We start from the raw sequence: 16,606 nt of genomic DNA, 5'->3' as shown, positions 1-16,606 counted from the left end.
ACACATCCACTCCACAACCCCGGTCCTCAGCGTTCCACGCGCACCCTTACGGATGTGCAGTACTAACCGGATGACCGGCGCCGCGAGTCTCAGCTCGTCCAGTAGTTCCACAGCGAATGAGCAACCACCCACCAGGCATTCGCTGGCAGCATGGCCCTCCCACACGAACCACAAGTGGTCCGCGGGTCAGATGCTCCTTAGAAAGGAGGTGATCCAGCCGCACCTTCCGGTACGGCTACCTTGTTACGACTTCGTCCCAATCGCCAGTCCCACCTTCGACCACTCCCTCTGCAAGCAGTTGGGCCATGGGCTTCGGGTGTTACCGACTTTCGTGACGTGACGGGCGGTGTGTACAAGGCCCGGGAACGTATTCACCGCAGCGTTGCTGATCTGCGATTACTAGCGACTCCGACTTCACGGGGTCGAGTTGCAGACCCCGATCCGAACTGAGACCGGCTTTAAGGGATTCGCTCCACCTCGCGGTCTCGCAGCCCTCTGTACCGGCCATTGTAGCATGTGTGAAGCCCTAGACATAAGGGGCATGATGACTTGACGTCATCCCCACCTTCCTCCGAGTTGACCCCGGCAGTCTCCTATGAGTCCCCGCCATTACGCGCTGGCAACATAGAACGAGGGTTGCGCTCGTTGCGGGACTTAACCCAACATCTCACGACACGAGCTGACGACAGCCATGCACCACCTGTGAACCGACCACAAGGGGGCCTACATCTCTGCAGGTTTCCGGTCCATGTCAAGCCTAGGTAAGGTTCTTCGCGTTGCATCGAATTAATCCACATGCTCCGCCGCTTGTGCGGGCCCCCGTCAATTCCTTTGAGTTTTAGCCTTGCGGCCGTACTCCCCAGGCGGGGTGCTTAATGCGTTAGCTACGGCACGGAGAACGTGGAATGTTCCCCACACCTAGCACCCACCGTTTACGGCGTGGACTACCAGGGTATCTAATCCTGTTCGCTCCCCACGCTTTCGCTCCTCAGCGTCAGTATCGGCCCAGAGACCCGCCTTCGCCACCGGTGTTCCTCCTGATATCTGCGCATTTCACCGCTACACCAGGAATTCCAGTCTCCCCTACCGAACTCAAGTCTGCCCGTATCGACCGCAGGCCCAGGGTTAAGCCCCAGGTTTTCACGGCCGACGCAACAAACCGCCTACGAGCTCTTTACGCCCAATAATTCCGGACAACGCTCGCACCCTACGTATTACCGCGGCTGCTGGCACGTAGTTAGCCGGTGCTTCTTCTGCAGGTACCGTCACTTGCGCTTCGTCCCTGCTGAAAGAGGTTTACAACCCGAAGGCCGTCATCCCTCACGCGGCGTCGCTGCATCAGGCTTTCGCCCATTGTGCAATATTCCCCACTGCTGCCTCCCGTAGGAGTCTGGGCCGTGTCTCAGTCCCAGTGTGGCCGGTCGCCCTCTCAGGCCGGCTACCCGTCGTCGCCTTGGTAGGCCATTACCCCACCAACAAGCTGATAGGCCGCGGGTTCATCCTGCACCGCCGGAACTTTCCACCACAACACATGCGTGAAGTGGTCATATCCGGTATTAGACCCAGTTTCCCGGGCTTATCCCAGAGTGCAGGGCAGATTACCCACGTGTTACTCACCCGTTCGCCGCTCGTGTACCCCGAAGGGCCTTACCGCTCGACTTGCATGTGTTAAGCACGCCGCCAGCGTTCGTCCTGAGCCAGGATCAAACTCTCCAATAATGAATGTTTGACAACCTGACAAAAAGACACCAAAACTGGCATCAATTCATCTCAAAGGAACCCACTAAAGGGGTTCTATATTTAAGCTCTACTGGCTTAAATCGGCACACTGTTGAGTTCTCAAACAACACACGCACATCTGATTCGGCCACAGTCTATCGGGGCTTCTTCTAGAGGCTTTGTTGGCCCTCGCTCGTTCCGGTTTGTCCGGCCCGTTCCGCGCTGACTTGGATAAAGTTACACGGTGCCTAACGGGGGATCAAATCGGGGGTCACATAGGCCGTCGCACGGTGTTCCGTCAACCGTGTTTCCCTTGCGCGGCAACGGATCCGGCCGACGTCGCGGATCGGCCGCCGAGCGCGGGCGCGCGAGCCGCCGCTCCCCCGCCGGATCGGCCGCTCGGACGCGTTCCCGCTGATCATCCGCCCTGCGCGCACCGATTGTGTCCACTGTGGACTCGTCGCCAACTCCGTGAATGAAGTGTTTGTGATCGCGGTCACTTTCTGACTGAGTTGGCCCAGTCCCCGGGTACTCACCGCGACCAGGCGCCACCCGTTAGCCGTATTGCGGCTGGTGGAGACGCTCCTAGGTTGGGAAGCGGCGGCGATCGATCTCGCCGCCGTCCCTGCGGCCGACCGGTCCTGCGCACCCGGTCCAGGCCTCGGCCCGCCCACTCGGCGGGCCAATACTCGACAGGAGTCCCTGCATGTTCCGACGAACAATCGCCCTGGTCGCGGCCAACGCCGCGGTCGGTGCCGCGGTGGTCCTGGGCGCCGCGCCCGCCACCGCCGCGCCCGCCACCGCTCCGGCAGCGGTGGCCGCGGTCACCATCACCTACGACGACAGCTACGCCGCCGAGTTCAAGGACGCGGTCGCCCAGGGCGTCGCCATCTGGAACCAGTCGGTCACCAACATCCGCATCGTGAAGGCGGCGGCGGGCACGCGCGCCAACGTGCGGGTCATCGCGGACAACAACTGGCCCCGGGCCACGCTGGGGCCGGTTCGCCCCGGCGGGAGCGGGACGGTGTGGATGGGTCGTCAGGCGACCCAACAGGGGTACAACGCGATCCGGATCGCCGCGCACGAGTTCGGGCACATCCTCGGACTGCCGGACCGGCGGACCGGGCTGTGCTCGGACCTGATGTCCGGGAGTTCCGCTCCCACATCCTGCGCCAATGCCAAGCCGAGTTCCACGGAGGCGGCCCAGGTGCAGCGCAACTACGCGACGGCGCTGACCCAGGCCCCCGCGCGGGAGATCATCTTGGTGGACGCCGCGTAGCGGGGCTACCGGGAACGTGACAGGGGCGGTGTCCTGGTGGACACCGCCCCTGTTTCTCGATCGTGCCTACTGCTTGGCGACCAGGGTGAGGACGTCGTACTTGGCGACCGACTCGCCGCCCTGCTTGGTGACGTCGGCGTCCCAGCGGACCTCGCCGTATTCGGCGTTCTCCCGCGGGGTGATCTGCTTGGCGGTCAGGGTGACCGTCAGCTCGTCGCCGGGGAAGACGGGCGTGAGGAACCTGAGGTTCTCCAGGCCGTAGTTGGCCAGGACCGGGCCGGGCTCCGGGGAGACGAACAGGCCGGCGGCGAACGACACGATGAGGTAGCCGTGGGCGACGATGCCGCCGAAGAACTCGTTCGCGGCCGCCGCCACCGGGTCGGTGTGGGCGTAGAAGGTGTCCCCGGTGAACTCGGAGAAGTGGTCGATGTCGGCCTGGGTCACCGTGCGCGGACCCGCGACGATCGAGTCGCCGACGCGCAGGTCGGCCAGGGACTTGCGGAACGGGTGGACGTCATCGGTGCGCCGGGGCGCGCCCGCGACCCACTGGCCGGTGATCTCGGCCAGCATTCGGGGACTCCCCTGCACGGCGGTGCGCTGCAGGTGGTGCAGGACGCCGCGGATGCCGCCCATCTCCTCGCCGCCGCCCGCCCGGCCGGGGCCGCCGTGGATGAGGCCGGGCAGCGGGGAGCCGTGGCCGGTGGACTCCTTGGCGTCCTCGGCGTCGAGGACCAGGAGGCGGCCGTGCCAGGGGGCGACGCCGTGCACGATGTCGCGGGCGAAGTCGGCGTCGGCGGTGACGATGGAGCCCACCAGGCTGCCGTGGCCGCGGGCCGCCAGGTCGATGACGTGGTCGGTGGACGTGTACGGCATCAGGGTGCTGACCGGACCGAACGCCTCGACCTCGTGCGGCTCGGCGCGGTCGGCGTCGGCGCGCAGAAGCACCGGGGACATGAAGGCGCCGCGTTCGGGGTCGGCGTCGATGACGTCGACCTTGGCGGGGTCGCCGTAGACGATGTCGCCCGCGTCGAGGAGCGCCTTCAGCGAGCGGCGGACCTCTTCGCGCTGTTCGAGGCCCGCGAGGGCGCCCATGCGCACGTCGGGGTTGGCCGGGTTGCCGATGGTGACCTTGGCCAGGCGCTCGGCGGTGGCCTGGGCGACGTCGTCGAGCAGGGCGGCGGGGACGAAGGCACGCCGGATCGCGGTGCACTTCTGGCCTGCCTTGGTCGTCATCTCGGCGACGAGCTGCTTGACGAACAGGTCGAACTCGGTGGTGCCGGGGGCGGCGTCGGGGCCGAGGATGCTGCAGTTGAGCGAGTCGGCCTCGGCGTTGAAGCGCACGGAGTTGCGCACGACCGCGTCGTGGGTGCGCAGGCGCAGGGCGGTGGAGGCCGAGCCGGTGAAGGACACGAGGTCCTGCGCGGTGACGTGGTCGAGCAGGTCGCCGGCGCTGCCGCAGACGAGCTGGATGCTGCCCTCGGGGATGATGCCCGAGTTCACGATCAGCTCGACGAGCTTCTCGGTGAGGTACGCGGTCTGGCTGCCGGGCTTGATCAGGCTGGGCACGCCCGCGACGAACGCGGGGGCGAACTTCTCCAGCGGGCCCCAGACGGGGAAGTTGAACGCGTTGATCTGCACCGCGACCCCGCGCAGCGGCGCGGCGATGTGCTGGCCGACGAACGTGCCGCCCTTGCTCAGCGGCTCGACCGGCCCTTCGACGTAGACCTTGGCGTTGGGAAGTTCCCGGCGGCCCTTGCCGCTGTAGGCGAACAGGACGCCGATGCCGCCGTCGACGTCGACCAGGGAGTCGCGGCTGGTGGCGCCGGTCTTCGCGGACAGCGCGTAGAGCTCGTCCTTGTGCTCCAACAGGTGCGAGGCCAGCACCTTGAGCAGCGCGGCGCGCTGGTGGAAGGTCAGTTCCCGCAGCGCGGGGCCGCCGGTGCGCCTGCCGTAGTCGAGCGCGGCGGCCATGTCGACGCCATCGGAGGAGATCCGGGCGATCTCCGCACCGGTCACCGCGTCGTGCAGGGGTGCTCCGTCCGAGGCGGCGGTGTGCCACCGGCCTGAGACGTAGCTGCGCAGAAGCGCCATCGAGTTCGACCTCCTGAGTCCGGCGGGAGGCTTCGTCGCCAGCCCGCGATCCCGATGCTAATGCGTCGCCGAGGGTGGGAACGCGGTGGGAAAAAGAGAGACTTGTCGCGCCCGCGATCGGGTGAAAAAGTAACCATCGAACGGTGATCAACCTGTTGCTGACAGAGATCCGCCCAGGTCACCACCCGGACGATGTGGGCTGCCGTTCGTCCCGATCATCACCGATCGGGTTCCCGATTCTCCCTGCAAACGAATCGAGAAACCTCGAAATGTTCAAGACGAAGATTCTGCTGACCGTGGCGGGCGCGGCGATGGCCCTGCTCGGCGCCGCTCCCTCCGCGGTCGCGGCTCCCGAACCGGAGCCGACCGTCAGCCCGATGATCATCGACGGCCACACGGCCACCAACGCCCCGTGGGCGGCGCGGCTGTTCGCCAACGGCAGGCAGGCCTGCTCGGCGACGATCATCGCCCCGCAGTACGTGCTCACGGCGAAGCACTGCGTCGCCAGCGGCACGATCTCCTTCCGGATCGGCAGCCTGGACCAGACCAGCGGCGGCACCATGGCCAACGCGGTCTCGATCACCCGGCACTCCGGGTCCGACCTGGCGATCGCCCGCCTCGACCGCAGCGTCTCGGCGACCTACGCGCCGCTGGGCACGTCGAGCGACGTGTCGGTCGGGCAGACCGTGCAGGTCTACGGCTGGGGTGCCACCTGCACCAACCAGCCGGAGATCAACTGCCAGTCGCGCTACCTGAAGTACGCCAACGTGCGCGTCAGCTCCGTCAACGCGCGTGACTACTACGGCGGCGTCGCGGTTCGCGCGACCCGCATCGACGGCATCACCGCCGGTGGCGACTCGGGCGGCCCGATGTTCGCCTCGGGCAAGCAGGTCGGCGTGGCGTCGACCAGCGACCGCCAGTCGGTCACGAACTACACCAACGTGACCTCGTACCGCAGCTGGATCCGCGGCGTCGCGGGCGTCTGACTGTGTTGATTGCGCGCCCTTCGGGCGCGCGGGCTCGGCCGCTGTGACATGGCGCGCCCTCCGGGCGCGCGGGCTCGGCCGCTGTGATGGTGACGGTTCCGGGTCTCGCGAACACGACGACTGCGTCGCGTGCCCGCGAGACCCGGAACCGTCACCGCGGCCGAGCCAGTGGTGTGACAAGGGAAATCAGGCGGCGGCGGGGGTGCGCTCGTCGAACTGGGTGCGGTACAGCTCCTGGTAGCGGCCGCCCGCCGCGAGCAGGGCCTCGTGGGTGCCGCGCTCGACCACGCGGCCGTCCTCGATCACCAGGATCAGGTCGGCGGCGCGCACGGTCGAGAGGCGGTGGGCGATCACGATGGCCGTCCGTCCCTCAAGCGCCTCGCCGAGCGCTTCCTGCACGTCGGCCTCGGAGGTCGAGTCCAGGTGGGCGGTCGCCTCATCGAGGATGACCACCCGCTGCTGGGCGAGGAGCAGTCGCGCGATCGTGAGCCGCTGGCGTTCGCCGCCGGAGAGCCGGTAGCCGCGCTCCCCCACCACCGTGTCGAGGCCGTCGGGCAGTGAGCGCACCAGTTTGTCCAGCCGCGCCCGCAGCAGCGCGTCCCACAGTTGGTCCTCGGTCGCCTCCGGGCGGGCCAGCAGCAGGTTGGAGCGGATGGACTCGTGGAACAGGTGGCCGTCCTGGGTGACCATGCCGAGGGTGGCCCGGATGGAGTCGGCCGTCAGGTCTCGGACGTCGACCCCGGAGAGCCGGATCGTGCCTGCGTCGACGTCGTAGAGCCGGGGCGTGAGCTGCGCGATGGTCGACTTGCCCGCGCCCGAGGAACCCACGAGCGCGATGAGCTGGCCGGGTTCGGCTCGGAACGACACGTCGTGCAGCACCTCGACGCCGCCGCGGGCGTCGAGCGTCGCGACCTCTTCGAGTGAGGCGAGGGAAACCTTGTCGGCGGCCGGGTAGGAGAAGGTGACCTTGTCGAACTCCACCGCGACCGGGCCGTCCGGCACCTCGCGCGCGCCGGGTCGGTCGGAGATGAGCGGCTTGAGGTCGAGGATCTCGAAGACACGCTCGAAGCTCACCAACGCGGTCATCACCTCTACGCGCGCGCCCGCGAGCGCGGTCAGGGGCGCGTAGAGCCGGGTGAGCAGCAGGGCGAGCGCGACGACGGCGCCCGGGTCGAGTGAGCCGCCGATGGCGAGGACGCCGCCGAGTCCGTAGACCAGGGCCAAGGCCAGGGCGGAGACCAGGGTGAGCGCGGTGAGGAAGACCCACTGCAGCATCGCGGTCCGCACGCCGATGTCGCGCACGCGGCCCGCGCGCACGGCGAACTCGCGTGACTCGTCGGCGGGCCTGCCGAACAGCTTGACCAGCGTCGCGCCGGGCGCGGAGAAGCGCTCGGTCATCTGGGTGCTCATGGCGGCGTTGTGCTCGGCCGCGGCGCGCTGCAGTCCCGCGAGCCGCGTGCCCATCCGGCGGGCGGGGATGACGAACACCGGCAGCAGCACGAGGGCGAGCAGGGTGATCTGCCAGGAGATCCCGATCATCACCACCAGGGTCAGGGCGAGCGTCACCAGGTTGCCGACGACCCCGGAGAGCGTGTCGCTGAACGCGCGCTGGGCGCCGATCACGTCGTTGTTGAGTCTGCTCACCAGCGCGCCGGTGCGGGTGCGGGTGAAGAACGCGATGGGCTGGCGCTGGACATGGTCGAAGACCCGGGTGCGCAGGTCGAGGATGAGCCCTTCGCCGACGTTCGACGAGAGCCACCGCGACACCAGTCCCAGGCCCGCCTCCAGGACCGCGACGACCGCGATGATCCCGGCGAGGGTGATGACCACCCCGCTGTCGGCCTTGCCGACGATCGCGTTGACGACCCGGCCCGCGAGCACCGGGGTCACCACCGCCATCGCCGAGAGCGCGACGCTGACCACCAGGAACCAGGTGATCGTCGTGCGGTGCGGCCGGGCGAAGCCGAAGATCCGCCGCACAGTGTCGCGGGAGATCCCGCGCTGGTCGTCGGAGGCGTTCATGGCCTTGTATAGCGACGTAAACGCTGTCATCTGCATGTCCACGTGATCACGATAAGACCTCAAGTAATCTAGAGGTCAAGTGCGCAATAGACTGCGCGGGTGATCAAAGACTTCGGGACCGGGTTCGGTCTGCTCCTGCAGGGATTCCGCATCGTGCTGGGCAACCGCTCCATGCTGCTGCGCGGGGCCATTCCGGTCCTGCTGACCAGCGCGTTGATGTTCACCGGGCTGACCCTGCTCGCGATCAACCTGGGCGAGATCGTCGCCTGGGCCACCCCGTTCGCCGACGACTGGGCGCAGACCTGGCAGCAGGGAGTGCGGATCGCGGCGGGCCTGGTCACGGTGGTCGCCGCGGTCGCGGTGTCGGTGGTGCTGTTCGCCGGGCTGACCCTGGCGATCGGCGGACCGTTCTACGAGAGCATCGCCGAGGAAGTGGAGGACACCGTCCTCGGCGGCGTGCCCGAGGCCGAGACGATCGGCTGGGCGCGCGCGGCCTGGATCGGCCTGCGCGACACGGTGCGGCTGGTGCTGCGGGCGCTGATGTGGGCGATCCTGCTGTTCGCCATGGGGTTCATCCCGGTCATCGGGCAGACGGTGGTCCCGGTCCTCGCGGTGGCGATCGGCGCGTGGCTGCTGGCGGTCGAGCTGACGGCGATCCCGTTCATCCGGCGCGGCCGGGATTTGAAGACCCGCCGGGCGACGTTGAAGAGCGGCCGGGCGATGACGCTGGGGTTCAGCGTGCCGGTTTATCTCGTGTGCTTGATTCCGTTGGCGGCGGTGGTGGTGTTCCCGGCCGCGATGGCGGCGGGGACGATCCTGGCGCACCGGCTGCTGGCGCGGTCTTCTCGCTGACCGGTTCGGCCCCTGTGACGAGGACCCGGTGTTCCGACGCGTCGGAACACCGGGCCCTCAGCTCAGCGCCGCGGAATCAGGTGGTCGTCCGCAGCGTCGCCCGGTCGCTCTCGCCGACGGGCGGGGGGTGGTTGCTCATCGCGCTGGTCACCCAGGAGGTTCCGACCACCTTGCCGTTGTCGGCGATGTCGAACGGGTAGCTGTCGTCACCCTGTGCCGGAGGCAGTCCGGCGGCGACTACCAGTACGGGTTGCAACTGTTGGTGCCGAAGCACAGGTTGTACAAGTAGGTGACCAGCTCGTTGCCGGGACCGGACACGAGCCCGGTCATCAGCGGCGAGAGGTTCTCGGTCACGCCGCACCCGGTGAACGCCGGGATCGCGTATCTCGTCTCGATCGTGCCCGCCCGGTTCGCCTCGGTGACCGGCTGGGTCTCGGTCACCGCTTTGACGCCCAGGTTGATCGTCCCGGACAGGTCGATGTCGACGGGGGTGACCGTGTGGCAGTTGGGGCCGACGTCGAGCGGCACGCCGTTCTGCTTGACCTCGCTGATCACCAGGTTGAGCTTGACCTTGACGATCGTCTTCGCCTCGGTGAGATCGGCAAGGTCGATGCTTCCGGTCGCGTCACCGACCTGGACGAAGGAGGTGTTGTTGGTGACCGGCATGAACCGGAAGACCACGAAGTAGCCCGGAGCGGGCGGCATCAACATCTCACCGATGAGCGGGTTCGGCACATCGCCGTCGACAGCCTTGATGAGCGCCTTGAACTTCCCGCGGCCGATCGACATCGCCTGGCCCAGCTTGGCGATCTTGGTCATTCCCTCGACCCGCAGCACGGACTTGAAGTCCCCGGGCCCGGGTGGCGGGATGGCCGCCACGACCCGCACGTCCGCCTGCTGGGAGCCCGCGTCCGGCTTCTCCAGCGGGGCCGAGGCGAGCATGGTCGCGCCGACCACGCCACTTGCTCCGAGTGCGACACCGAACGACCGAAGTAGCTTCATGGGGGCGCTGCTCACCTGCCAGACTCGAGAAAGTGAATTGCCCGCGGGCAATTCAGCGCGCGGCTACTCGGCGGTACGTTACCCACGTGTCATGGGGGCGACAACGGACCGGGTGAACGGCCGGGAAATGGGTCGGAACGTTGTCACGACCTCAAGAATTCCGGTGCCGTAGTTGTGCGCACGCCCACTATGGCTTGCGCGCGACCGCCCCGAGCATCGCGAAGTTCAGGGCCGACAAAGGCAGCAGGCGCGGGCCCGACGGCCACCAGTCGTGCGGGTGGGCCAGGCCGGGCGGGACGTATTCGAGGCCGCGGAAAAACGCCTGGATCTGTTCGCGGGTGCGGGGCGTGGTGCTGATCGGTGTGTCGGCGAACATCTTCTCCAGGGTGCGCACCAGGGTGCTGGCCTCGGACTGGTCGGCCGGGTCGTACTGGTGGCTGAGCATCAGATACGACCCCGACGGGACGACGTCGAGCCACGCCTGGACGACCTCGGCGGCCCGCGCGTCGTCGGGGATGTGGTGCATGACCGAGCACATCATCAGCGCGACCGGGCGGGTGAGGTCGAGGTGCGGCCGCAGATCGGGGTGCTCCAGCGCCTTCGCGGGCTCGGTGAAGTCGCAGCCCGCGACGTGCGTGCGGTCGTTCTCCTCCAGGATGGCCCGGCCGTGCGCCTGCACCACCGGGTCGTTGTCGACGTAGATGACCGTGGCCTCGGGGTTGTACCGCTGGACGACCTGGTGGGTGTTGTCCACCGTGGGCATGCCGGAGCCGAGGTCGACGAACTGGTCGATCTTGCGCTCGCCGACCAGCAGCCGCAGGACCCGGATGATCCAGTCGCGGTGGTCGCGGGCGAGTTGGCGCGCCCCCGGGGCGATCCGCAGGAGCTGGTCCATCACGGCCCGGTCGGACGCGTAATGGTCACGGCCGCCCAGCAGTGCGTCGGTGAGCCTGGCCATGTTCGGCCGTTCGAAGTCGAGCGGTGTGAGCCGCGGGACGGTGTCCCACGACGACCGGTCGGCTGAGGGCATCCGGCGACTCCCCGATATGGCCTGCACAACAGAACGTATACACAGTAGGACATGGCGTGATCGCTGGGTATCCGGATCAGCCGTTTGTCGTCGCCCGAAGGCGGCCCCCGCTCCCCCGGAAACCGCCGCCGCGGCGCTCACTGTCACCCAGCGTGGCCGACTTCGACGTGGACCTCGGCACCCGTGGACTGATCCGGCTCCGGTCGGGCGCAGGTCGGCGCGGCGATCACGCACGCGTGGCGCTCGAGATCCACCCGGGTGAGATCCACTGGCCGGTCCAACGAGCCCGCCCGCGCCCGGTGACGCCCCCCGGCCCGGACGTCACCGCAATGGGGCGATCAGCGCCAGGACCAGCGGATTCCGTAGCGGCCCGGTTCGAGGTCCATGGCCAGCGCGTGGGCGGTGTGCGCCGAGTCGAGGGTCAGCGCCTTGACCCGCTCCTTGCCGTCGACGTCGGAGAACCGCACGACGTGCGCGGGCGGCGCGGCCGGGTCGAACCGCACCTCGATGAGGTACTCGCGGACCGGCAGCCTGCTCACCCGTTCGTGCTCGTACGCCTGCGACAGCGGCTCGGGGCAGCGGATCTCGTGCTCGATGAGCACGGTCTCGCGCTTGGCCAGGGTGTGGCCGAAGAGCAGTTCGGTGGCGACCTGCCCGGTGCGCTCGTCGCGGCTGATCCGGCCGATGGCGCAGTTGCGGACCGGCACAAGCTCCGGCACCGGCTCGTCGGGGCTCTCCCCCCACGCCACGATGACCAGCCGGTCGACGCCGTCCTGTTCGGCGCGCAGGACCTGCCGGGTGCGCTGCACGTGCTTGGCGCGGTCGGCGCCCACGACGATCAGGTCGTGCACGCTGAGCCGGGTGAGCTGGTTGTCCTGGCTGATGTCGACGCCGACGACCATCCGGTCGAAGCCCTCGGGGTCCGACCACGGCGCGGCGCTGTCGATCGGCTCGGGCATGCGGTGGACGGTGCGGCCGCGCGGTTTCGGCGATTCCAGGAGCTTGCCCAGTTCGCCCGCGCGCAGGCCCAGCAGGTGTTCGACGTTGGCCAGCGCGGCCAGTGACTGCGGGCGTTCCGGTTGGCTGCGGCCGGACTGCCAGTAGCTCAGGGTCGCCAGGCTCACCGGTGTGCCGCGCTCGCGCAGCCGCTCGGCCAGCCGGTCGAGGGTCACCCCGCCCGCGTGGATCGCCGAGCGCAGCGCCTCAGCGAACGGTCTGGCGGGGACTAGCTCGTCCGTCACCCGACGAACGGTAGTTCGTCCGGTCGGCGGAGGAAAGTGCGTGCGACACCGTGTCCCAGGCGCCTGGACCGCGGCCACACCGGGCTGATTCACATTCTTGATGGCCCTGACACATTCGACGAGCCTTACTGGCGAATGGGAATACAACCCTCGGAATAGGGGTGGCGAACTATGTCCGAATTGCCGTAAGCAACGGGCCGGACTGGGAAATAACCGGCAATAACAGCATGTCGGGAGCATCTTGTGAGCCCGACAGCTACCGGACAGTATTGACCGGTAAGCGTTGTCGGCGTAGGTGAGGGCATACGCGGACGCCGCGCTTCCATTCCTCCGGCGCCGAGATTCGGCGCTCCCCTGCGGGAGGTCAATCGTGAAACGCAAACGTCTGTCCGTATTCATCGGCGCGCTGGCCGCGGCCGCCCTGCTGGTGTCGATGAACGGGCCCGCCTCGGGTGTTCCGGCCGGTCAGGAGCGTGCGACGGCCGAGTACCACGTCTCGGGTGTGCGGACCGCCGAGCAGCGGTCGGCGGTCGCCTCGACCGGCGCCGCGATCAACGGCGTCGAGGACAGCCGCACGCTGATCACCGCCACACCGTCCGAGGTCGCCAAGATCCGGTCCCTCGGCTACAAAGTCGAGGCTGAAGCGGCGCCCCTGGCGTCCCAGGGTGAGGCCGGGATTCAGGACTTCCCCAGCGCCGACTCCGATTACCACAACTACGCGGAGATGACCGCGGAGCTGAACAAGGCGGTCGCGGACCACCCGGGGATCATCACCAAGCAGGTCATCGGCAAGTCCTACGAGAACCGCGACCTGTACGTCATCAAGATCTCGGACAACGCGGCCACCGACGAGAACGAGCCCGAGGTCCTGTTCACCCACCACCAGCACGCCCGCGAGCACATCACGGTGGAGATGGCGCTGTACCTGGTGAACATGTTCACCGACGGGTACGCGACCGACGCCAAGATCAAGGGCCTCGTCGACACCCGCGAGATCTGGATCATGCCCGACGTGAACCCCGACGGCGGCGAGTTCGACATCAGCACCGGCTCCTACAAGAGCTGGCGCAAGAACCGCCAGCCCAACGCCGGGTCGTCCTACGTGGGCACGGACATGAACCGGAACTGGGACTACAAGTGGGGCTGCTGCAACGGCTCCTCGACCAGCCCCAGCTCGGACACCTACCGCGGCCCGTCGGCCGAGTCCGCGCCCGAGGTCAAGGCGGTGTCCAACTGGGTCCGCTCCCGCGCCGTCAACGGTGTGCAGCAGATCAAGACCGCGATCGACTTCCACTCTTACAGCGAACTCGTGCTCTGGCCGTTCGGCTGGACCTACGACGACACCGCGCCGGGTCTGACCGCGGAGGACCAGAAGGTCTTCTCCACGATGGGCCGCGCGATGGCGCAGACCAACGGATACACCCCGGAGCAGTCCTCGGAGCTCTACGTCACCGACGGCGCGATCGACGACTACCTGTGGGGCGCGCACAAGATCTGGGCCTACACCTTCGAGATGTTCCCGGCGAGCGGCGGTGGCGGGTTCTACCCCGGTGACGAGATCCTGGCCAGGGAGACCGCGCGCAACAAGGCCGCGGTGCTCTACCTGCTGGACTACTCCGACTGCCCGAAGCGGGCGATCGGCCTGACCTGCGACGGCACCCCGCCGCCCACCGGCAAGGTCTTCGAGAACGCCGACAACGTCACCATCCCGGACAACGGCGCGGCGGTCACCAGCAACGTCGTCGTCACCGGGGTCGCGGGCAACGCGCCCGCCGGTCTGCAGGTGGGTGTCGACATCAAGCACACCTGGCGCGGCGACCTCGTCGTCGACCTGGTCGCACCGGACGGCTCCACCTACCGGATGAAGAACTCCAGCTCGAATGACTCGGCTGACAACGTGATCACCACCTACACGGTCAACGCGTCGACCGAGATCGCCAACGGCACCTGGAAGCTCAGAGTGCAGGACATCGCCGCCCAAGACACCGGCTACATCGACAGCTGGAAACTGACTTTCAGCTGACCCCGATCAACCGCGGCGGGCTTGTCGAGGGCGTCCCGAGCCCGCCGCGGTTCCCAACCGGATTCCCCGTCCCTGCAAGCGTTATCGGTGGAAATCGAAAGGAAAACCCTTGAGGATGCTTCGGAAAGTTCTTCTGACAGCGGTCGCGGTGGCCGCGGTCTCCGGCACGGCTGCCGGGCAGGCCCTCGCCGCCCAGCCGCCGTCGGACGACATCTCACCGCAGGTCGTCGGCGGAAGCCCGGCGGCGCAAGGCGAATTCCCCTGGATGGTCCGGCTCTCGATGGGCTGCGGCGGCGCGATGTACTCCGACTCGCTGGTCCTGACCGCCGCGCACTGCGTGAGCGGCACGGGCAACAACACGAGCATCACCGCCACCTACGGGGTGGTCGACCTGCAGAGCACCAGCGCGATCAAGCGCACGTCCTCCTACGTCTACAAGAACCCCGGCTACTCGACCTCCGCGGGCGGCGACTGGGCGCTGATCAAGCTTTCCAGCCCGATCACCGACGCGGCGAAACTGCCGATCGCGATGACAAACGCCTACGACAACGGCACTTTCACCGTCATGGGCTGGGGCGCCGCGTCCGAGGGCGGCAGCCAGCAGCGATACCTGCTCAAAGCCGACGTCCCGTTCGTCAACGACACGTCCTGCAAGTCCTCCTACCCGTCGCTCAAGCCCGCCGTCGAGATCTGCGCCGGCTTCACCCAGGGCGGGGTCGACACCTGCCAAGGCGACTCCGGCGGCCCGATGGTCCGCCGCGACGCCAACAACGCGTGGATCCAGGTCGGCATCGTCTCCTGGGGCGAGGGCTGCGCCCGACCCGACAAACCCGGTGTCTACGCCGAGGTAAGCGCCCTCTCCGCGGCCATCAAGGCCAAGGCCGACGAACTCGGCGGCGGCACGCCCCCGCCCACCGGCAAGGTCTTCGAAAACACCAACAACGTCAACATCCCGGACGCGGGCGCCGCGGTCACCAGTTCGGTCGCCGTCACGGGCGTCACCGGCAACGCGCCGTCAGCCTTGCAGGTCGGCGTGGACATCAAGCACACCTGGCGCGGTGACCTGGTGATCGACCTGATCGCCCCGGACGGCTCCGCCTACCGCATGAAGAACTCCAGCAGCAACGACTCCGCCGACAACGTGATCACCACCTACACGGTCAACGCGTCCACCGAGGTCGCCAACGGCACCTGGAAACTCCAGGTCCAGGACATCGCCGCGCAAGACACTGGCTACATCGACAGCTGGAAGCTCGTCTTCTAGTCGGAAAGCCGGGTCGGTAAGCCGTATCGTGCGGCGTACCGGCCCGGCTCTCTGTCACTACGCAGGTACCCCGAGACCGGCGGCCAGTACCGGCCACGAAGCTTTGAACTCGCGCTGCCAGTAGGGCCAGATGTGGCTGCCGCCGCCGTAGAAGTTGGTCGTCACCGGGATGCCCGCTCGCTTGAGCTTGTCGGTGAAGGTGCTCGACGACAGCTTCGCGAGCGGCTCGATCATGAGGTCGGGGCTGTTGCCGGGTGGGTCCAGTGGTCCGGTGCCGCCGTCGCCCGAGGACACGTAGAGCCTGGTGCAACGCAGTTTCTCGACGTTGTCGTAGGGGTTGTGCGCCGTCCAGATGGAGCGCTGCATGAACTCGTTGCCCCACAGGCCGTAGAAGTTCAGGCCCTCCCGCATGAGGATCATCTGGATGAAGTTCGGGACGCCGTAGATGGTCGTGTTCAGCACGCCGCTGTAGCTGGCGGCGGCCTTGAACATGCCCGGGTGGCGAAACGCGTAGGCCATCGCGCCGTACCCGCCGATGGACAGCCCTGCGACTGCGCGCACAGTGCCCGCACCGTAGCCGCGTTCGAGCAGCTGACGGATCTCGGTGACGTGGAAGGTCTCCCAGTCCGGCTTGGTCGAGCCGCCGAAGTTCCACCACGCCGAGTACATGCCCGCCTTGCCGTCGCTGGGCAGCACCACCAGGACGTCCTTGTCGGCGGTGAACGCGGCGGCGTCGGTGAAGGCCGTCCACGACTTGTAGTCCTGCACCTCACCGGCGCCGTGCAGCAGGTAGAGCACCGGCCAGGTGCGGGTCTGGGTGTCCCAGCCGCGCGGCAGCAGCAGCCGCACCCAGCCCGACGTGCCGAGGGCGGGCGAGGTGATCCGCAGGTCGAGGGTGCGCTCATCGACCCGGATCTCCTCGGCGATCCGGGCGCCGTCGTCGGCGACCGCCGTGGTCCGCGCGCGCGACACCGGCTGGGCCTCGGCGGGTCCGTTCGGCAATGCCACCACCACGGCCGCCGCGACCACGGCGGCGCACACCGCGGTTACCCACTTGGATCTGCGTGACATCGGCCGACCTCTTTCGCTGCTACAGG

12 protein-coding genes, 1 rRNA gene and 2 pseudogenes are annotated in these 16,606 nt (G+C 67.8%); 7 read left to right on the top strand and 8 right to left on the bottom strand.

Features of this window, described 5'->3' with window-relative positions:
* Positions 1–201 precede the first annotated feature (201 nt).
* A 16S ribosomal RNA gene (locus ACUZ2Y_RS02580) occupies positions 202–1,719 on the bottom strand.
* 706 nt (positions 1,720–2,425) lie between these two features.
* Between ACUZ2Y_RS02580 and ACUZ2Y_RS02575 the strand changes: the two genes are divergently transcribed.
* Entirely contained in the window at positions 2,426–2,998 is a 573-nt protein-coding gene (locus ACUZ2Y_RS02575) for a snapalysin family zinc-dependent metalloprotease (RefSeq protein ID WP_476326492.1), read from the top strand.
* A 66-nt stretch (positions 2,999–3,064) separates the two neighbouring features.
* Here ACUZ2Y_RS02575 and paaZ read toward each other — a convergent pair whose 3' ends face one another.
* Positions 3,065–5,089, bottom strand: a complete 2,025-nt coding sequence (gene paaZ, locus ACUZ2Y_RS02570; protein WP_476326490.1) for a phenylacetic acid degradation bifunctional protein PaaZ — start codon at positions 5,087–5,089, stop codon at positions 3,065–3,067.
* 269 nt (positions 5,090–5,358) lie between these two features.
* Here paaZ and ACUZ2Y_RS02565 point away from each other — a divergent pair, with 269 nt between their 5' ends.
* Positions 5,359–6,075: a S1 family peptidase gene (locus ACUZ2Y_RS02565; protein ID WP_476326488.1), complete on the top strand. Its 717-nt coding sequence runs from the start codon at positions 5,359–5,361 to the stop codon at positions 6,073–6,075.
* 186 nt (positions 6,076–6,261) lie between these two features.
* Here the strand turns inward: ACUZ2Y_RS02565 and ACUZ2Y_RS02560 are convergent, their stop codons facing one another.
* On the bottom strand, positions 6,262–8,133 hold the full coding sequence (locus tag ACUZ2Y_RS02560; RefSeq protein ID WP_476331533.1) for an ABC transporter ATP-binding protein: 1,872 nt from the start codon (positions 8,131–8,133) through the stop codon (positions 6,262–6,264).
* Positions 8,134–8,196: 63 nt separating this feature from the next.
* On the opposite strand from ACUZ2Y_RS02560, the gene ACUZ2Y_RS02555 reads away from it, so the two are divergent.
* The gene (locus ACUZ2Y_RS02555) at positions 8,197–8,949 is read left to right on the top strand and encodes an EI24 domain-containing protein (RefSeq protein ID WP_476326486.1); all 753 of its coding nucleotides are present in this window, start codon (positions 8,197–8,199) and stop codon (positions 8,947–8,949) included.
* Between the two features lie 76 nt (positions 8,950–9,025).
* Here ACUZ2Y_RS02555 and ACUZ2Y_RS02550 read toward each other — a convergent pair whose 3' ends face one another.
* The 4 genes from ACUZ2Y_RS02550 to ACUZ2Y_RS02535 all read right to left on the bottom strand — a co-directional run bounded on the left by ACUZ2Y_RS02550 (position 9,026) and on the right by ACUZ2Y_RS02535 (position 12,222).
* Positions 9,026–9,205 (bottom strand): hypothetical protein, encoded by a 180-nt coding sequence (locus ACUZ2Y_RS02550; protein ID WP_476326485.1) that lies wholly within the window; start codon positions 9,203–9,205, stop codon positions 9,026–9,028.
* Entirely contained in the window at positions 9,187–9,951 is a 765-nt protein-coding gene (locus tag ACUZ2Y_RS02545; RefSeq protein WP_476326484.1) for a hypothetical protein, read from the bottom strand. Before ACUZ2Y_RS02545 ends, ACUZ2Y_RS02550 begins: the two co-directional genes overlap by 19 nt.
* Positions 9,952–10,138: 187 nt before the next feature.
* Positions 10,139–10,981 carry an SAM-dependent methyltransferase gene (locus tag ACUZ2Y_RS02540; protein ID WP_476326483.1) on the bottom strand — a complete coding sequence of 281 codons (843 nt, stop codon included), beginning with the start codon at positions 10,979–10,981 and terminating at the stop codon, positions 10,139–10,141.
* 338 nt (positions 10,982–11,319) lie between these two features.
* Positions 11,320–12,222, bottom strand: coding sequence for an XRE family transcriptional regulator (locus tag ACUZ2Y_RS02535; protein WP_476326482.1), 903 nt, complete (start codon positions 12,220–12,222; stop codon positions 11,320–11,322).
* A 433-nt stretch (positions 12,223–12,655) separates the two neighbouring features.
* Here ACUZ2Y_RS02535 and ACUZ2Y_RS02530 point away from each other — a divergent pair.
* The 4 genes and pseudogenes from ACUZ2Y_RS02530 to ACUZ2Y_RS02515 all read left to right on the top strand — a co-directional run.
* Positions 12,656–13,834: pseudogene (locus tag ACUZ2Y_RS02530) on the top strand (M14 family metallopeptidase); the annotation flags it as partial.
* Positions 13,817–14,245 carry a proprotein convertase P-domain-containing protein gene (locus tag ACUZ2Y_RS02525; RefSeq protein ID WP_476331530.1) on the top strand — a complete coding sequence of 143 codons (429 nt, stop codon included), beginning with the start codon at positions 13,817–13,819 and terminating at the stop codon, positions 14,243–14,245. The pseudogene ACUZ2Y_RS02530 and the gene ACUZ2Y_RS02525, both read left to right, overlap by 18 nt.
* A gap of 115 nt (positions 14,246–14,360) precedes the next feature.
* Positions 14,361–15,128, top strand: a pseudogene (locus ACUZ2Y_RS02520) (S1 family peptidase); the annotation flags it as partial.
* A gap of 138 nt (positions 15,129–15,266) precedes the next feature.
* Positions 15,267–15,509, top strand: coding sequence for a proprotein convertase P-domain-containing protein (locus ACUZ2Y_RS02515; RefSeq protein WP_476331528.1), 243 nt, complete (start codon positions 15,267–15,269; stop codon positions 15,507–15,509).
* Between the two features lie 57 nt (positions 15,510–15,566).
* Here ACUZ2Y_RS02515 and ACUZ2Y_RS02510 read toward each other — a convergent pair whose 3' ends face one another.
* On the bottom strand, positions 15,567–16,580 hold the full coding sequence (locus tag ACUZ2Y_RS02510; RefSeq protein WP_476326481.1) for an alpha/beta hydrolase: 1,014 nt from the start codon (positions 16,578–16,580) through the stop codon (positions 15,567–15,569).
* Positions 16,581–16,606: the final 26 nt, after the last annotated feature.

This window comes from Actinokineospora sp. UV203, assembly GCF_056323665.1.
The sequence above is the reverse complement of the archived record's forward strand: the minus strand, read 5'-3'. Positions and strand labels throughout refer to the sequence as shown.

Coding starts and splice junctions, on each gene's coding strand:
- paaZ (WP_476326490.1), bottom strand. CDS start 5,089: ATGGCGCTTCTGCGCAGCTACGTCTCAGGCCGGTGGCACACCGCCGCC.
- ACUZ2Y_RS02510 (WP_476326481.1), bottom strand. CDS start 16,580: ATGTCACGCAGATCCAAGTGGGTAACCGCGGTGTGCGCCGCCGTGGTC.
- ACUZ2Y_RS02540 (WP_476326483.1), bottom strand. CDS start 10,981: ATGCCCTCAGCCGACCGGTCGTCGTGGGACACCGTCCCGCGGCTCACA.
- ACUZ2Y_RS02575 (WP_476326492.1), top strand. CDS start 2,426: ATGTTCCGACGAACAATCGCCCTGGTCGCGGCCAACGCCGCGGTCGGT.
- ACUZ2Y_RS02565 (WP_476326488.1), top strand. CDS start 5,359: ATGTTCAAGACGAAGATTCTGCTGACCGTGGCGGGCGCGGCGATGGCC.
- ACUZ2Y_RS02560 (WP_476331533.1), bottom strand. CDS start 8,133: ATGCAGATGACAGCGTTTACGTCGCTATACAAGGCCATGAACGCCTCC.
- ACUZ2Y_RS02545 (WP_476326484.1), bottom strand. CDS start 9,951: ATGAAGCTACTTCGGTCGTTCGGTGTCGCACTCGGAGCAAGTGGCGTG.